Source organism: Dietzia timorensis, assembly GCF_020742175.1.
Taxonomy (GTDB): Bacteria; Actinomycetota; Actinomycetes; order Mycobacteriales; family Mycobacteriaceae; genus Dietzia; species Dietzia timorensis_A.
Map to the genome: position 1 here is coordinate 1 of NZ_DYXM01000212.1, position 4,068 is coordinate 4,068.

A 4,068-nucleotide genomic window follows, 5' to 3' on the forward strand; every position below is an offset into this window, starting at 1 on the left:
CTCGAGGCCCTCGGATTGCAGCTCACGCTTGAGGATCTTGTTCGTCGCCGTCATCGGTAGGGTGTCGGCGAGCCGAACCCACCGCGGCCATGCCTTAGGAGACAGGTCTTCCTGCCGCTCGAGGAATGCCTGGAACCCTTCCGGGGTGAGGTGGGAGTCGTGGCGCGGGACAAGCGCGGCGACGATCTGGTCGCCGACTCCGCGCGGATCCGGCAGCGAATACACAGCCGCCCGCGACACCGCCGGATGGCGCAAGATGATTTCCTCGATGATGCCCGTCGCCATGTTCTCGCCGTCGACCCGCAACCAGTCGCCTGTCCGGCCGGCCATGAAGATGTAGCCGTCGGCGTCTCGATAGGCGAGGTCGCCCGACCAATACATCCCGTCCCGCATGCGCTCGTTGGTGGCGTCCGGGTTGTTGTAGTAACCGGAGAAGAACCCGGCGCCCTCGGTATTGACAAGTTCGCCTATACATTCGTCGAGGTTGGTAACAGCGCCGCTGTCGTCGTACTCCGCGCGCGGACATTCTTCGCCGGTAAACGGATCGAACACGGCCACCCCGGGGAAGGGTTCGCCGATCGATTGGATCGGAGAATTCTCGGTCCGCACCACGATGATCGCTAATTCTGTAGAGCCGTAGGCGTCCGTAACCTTGCACCCGAAGCGCTCAGCGAACGCCGGAATGTCTTTCGACGCGGCTTCGTTGCCGAACGCCACCCGCAGAGTGTTCTTCGCATCGTCGGACCGCGCGGGAGTGTCGAGAATGTAGGCGAGCGGCTTGCCCACATAATTCATGAAGGTCACGCCGTATCGGCGCACGTCGGGCAGGAATCGCGACGCGCTGAACCGCCGCGCCAGCACCATCGTTCCGCCGGAAACCCACGCCGGCCCGACACCGCCGAGGATCGCATTGGAGTGAAAGGTCGGCATCGACAGATAAAACACATCCCGCGCGGAAAGCTCATGTGCATCGGCGAGCATCGAGCCGCTCATCACGACAGTGGAGTTCGCGACCTGCACGGCCTTGGGGTTGCCGGAGGTGCCCGAGGTGAATATCAACATGAACGGATCCCGGGCCCCGCGCTCTGGGAAGAATGACGGCGGAGTCGCGTCGGCAACCAGGTCGTCCCACTCGTCGGAGGCGACGTTGATGATGCGCACGTCCCCGAGATCGAGCCCCTCCAACAGCGGCGCGTAGCGGCCGTCGGTGAGCAGGATCTGGCAGTCGGAGGTCCGAATATCGCGCGCGAGCCCCTCGCCTCGCCGCGTCGTGTTGATTCCCGCGGTCACGTAGCCACCGAGCGCGCCCGCGGCGAGCGCGAACATGATCTCGGGAACGTTGTCGAGCAACGTGCCGACGTGCCGCGGTCGATCGTCGCGCAGCAGAGCGTGTATCGCGCTCGCGCGCCGCTTGGAGCCCGCGACGAACTCACGCCACGTAAAAACCTCGTCGTCGAACTTGATCGCGGGCCGGTCCGAGTCGTGGTGGGAAAGCAACAGGTCCCGCATGGTTTCGGCCATGGTTCCCTCCGGAGAGCTGGGCACTAGAACACATAAAGCTGTGAGCTAGATCATATTCAAAGTCCGGAGGTTTTCACCCGAGTTCGAAAGTTCCACCCGCACAGGGGGAGCGGCGGGCGGCGCTCAGCAGCCCACGGGAGAGCCGGCCCCCTCGGCGGCAGCGCACGCCGACGTCGCCGACAGCTTCCACATGCCGTCGGAGTTGGTGAACACGACCGGGGTGCTCAGCCGCGTCTGACCCTCGGCGGTGTATTCGAGCGTCGCGGTGATGGAATCGCCGGATCGTTCGAGCGGCCCCACGACCCGCGCCTCGCCCTGCGGATCCTCGCCGACACCGAGGCCGGCGAGGAACTGCGGAATGTCGACGCCGAGCATGCCGTTCTCCAGCGACTGCGCCTTCGCCTCGTCAGGGGCGTCGGCGGTGAGCAGGTACTGCACGAGCGAGTCCAGCTCCTCGACGGTCGGCTCCGCCGAGGTCACCGTGAACCCGTCCGCGGGGACGCCGGTGGAAGGCGTCGACTCACCGTCGGTCGGCGGCGCAGTGCTCGCCGAAGTCTCGGCGTCGGTGGCGCTCGGCGCCGAGCTTGCCGACGTGCCCTCCGAAGGCTTAGACGAGCTCGAGGACTTCTCCTCGCTCCGCGTGCTAGAGGTCGTCCGCGAGGACTTATCGCTCCCGGACGAACCGCTGCCCTTCGACGAGCCACCGCTGGACGAATCGTTCTTCGACGACCCTCCGGAGGAGTACGACTTTGCCGATGGCGTCGCCGCAGCCTTCTTCTTGTCGGAATCGCCCTTCTTGTCCTTCTCGGACTCCCCGTCCTTCTTTTTGTCTTTGTCCTTGGACTTGTCGTCCTTGTCATCCTTATCGCCCTTGCCGGGTTCCTCGGACTCGGACGTCTCGGACACCTCCGCGGCGGTGTTCTTCGGCTGCGGATCGTCACCCGTACGCACGAGCGCCGCAATGGCCACGCCCGCCACGAGTGCGATGGCCAGAATGCCGGCGCCGAGTGCGAGAAGCGCCGAGCGCTTGGTCACGGTAATGGTCTCGGAACTGTCGGACGGACTGGAGCTATCGCGCACGGAAAATCCTTTGCGGTTGTTCATCGAATCGGGCCGAAATGTCGTACGCCTTTCACAGCGCCGCCACATGCTAACGGCCCGAAATGGACACCCGAATTCACATCACCGGTTAACTGAGCACGACTTGGCACGCTCCCAGTCGCGACCTGGAGAAGTAAAACCACCTTCGCCTATGACGGCGGACGCCCGAGAATTTTCCCAGGAACGTTTAGGTGAGATCGTCGTAAACTCCCGAGACCCACGCCGCATAGCGGTCGGCCGATCGACGGACCGCGCCGGAGGCATCGGAGAGGACAGAGCCACCGAAGTTTCCGTAGAGCCGCTCGAATTCGTACCGCGACACGTGCTCGGCAATCCGCCGCACGACGGCCGCAGACAGCGGGATCCAATTGGGGTAGGACCGCATGAACGTCACCCAACCGGTGTCGCGGACGGGGCCGATCGTGTCGCCGGCGAAGAGAACCCCAGCGCCGTCGGGCGCGGTCCAGTGCACGACATTGCTGCCGGGGAAGTGCCCGCCGGGCTGCGACGCCCGAACCCCGGGAAGGATTTCGGTCTCCCCCTCCCAGACGATGGTGTTCCCCGGGCGCACCCCGAGCCACTCCTCGTCGGCAGACGAAATGAACACAGGTGCGTCATCGAACGCCCGGGACCACACCGACTGGAGCCCGTACATGTGCGGATGCGAGGGGACGATCGCCGCGACCCCGCCGAGACGTGAGATCTCGGCATGTACGTCCTCATCAATGTAATTGGGTGCTTCGAGTAGCACGTTGCCGCCGGAGGTCTGCAGCAGAATCGGTACCTGGCCTATTCCGGGGCAGCGATGCTGCCGAATACCCAGCACGTCCGGTTCGAACTCGACGATTTCCAGGGAGGCGCCGTTCGCACCCGCGCGTTCGGGACTCGTCCATTCCTGCCCGCCGGGCGGGACGAACTGGCGCTCGTCCGCACAGATCGGGCACTCGTCGGGGAGTGCGTCGCCCGCGCACTCCACGCCGCAGGTGGCGCATTGGACTATGGTTGCCGCGCCGAAGTCGTATGCCATGGTGCAGTGCAGATTACACCCGGACGCTAGGCGTTCACATCGGTTCCGGGGGTGCGTACGGTGATCGGATCGGTCCCGTCCCACGACGACACGTTCTTCGCCTCGGGGATATCGTCGCGGCTGAATACCGGCTCGAGACCCTGCTTGCGCTGTTCGCCGTAATTCGTCATGAGCTTCAGACCGATCTTCGCCAGCGGGATGAGCGCGATGAGGTTGATCGTCGCCATGACGCCCATGAACAGATCGGCGAGGTTCCACACGAGTTCGAGGCTGCTCACCGTGCCGATCACGACCATCACGCAGACGATGGCGCGAAATACGTTGACCCACGTATCGGATTCGCGGATGAACCGGACGTTGACCTCGCCGATGTACGCGCTACCAAGGATGGACGAGAACGCGAGGAAGAAGATCGTGAC

Annotated in this window: 4 protein-coding genes; all 4 read right to left on the minus strand. The window is 64.4% G+C overall.

Going from position 1 to position 4,068, the window contains the following annotated elements; translation table 11 throughout:
* On the minus strand, positions 1-1,521 hold a 1,521-nt coding region (locus K8V11_RS10605), incomplete at its 3' end, for an AMP-binding protein (protein WP_303913815.1).
* A 123-nt stretch (positions 1,522-1,644) separates the two neighbouring features.
* Positions 1,645-2,601: a hypothetical protein gene (locus tag K8V11_RS10610; RefSeq protein ID WP_303913818.1), complete on the minus strand. Its 957-nt coding sequence runs from the start codon at positions 2,599-2,601 to the stop codon at positions 1,645-1,647.
* Between the two features lie 208 nt (positions 2,602-2,809).
* On the minus strand, positions 2,810-3,649 hold the full coding sequence (locus K8V11_RS10615) for a hydrolase (RefSeq protein WP_303913821.1): 840 nt from the start codon (positions 3,647-3,649) through the stop codon (positions 2,810-2,812).
* 26 nt (positions 3,650-3,675) lie between these two features.
* Positions 3,676-4,068: alanine:cation symporter family protein (locus K8V11_RS10620; RefSeq protein ID WP_303913823.1), on the minus strand; the 393-nt coding region annotated here is incomplete at its 5' end.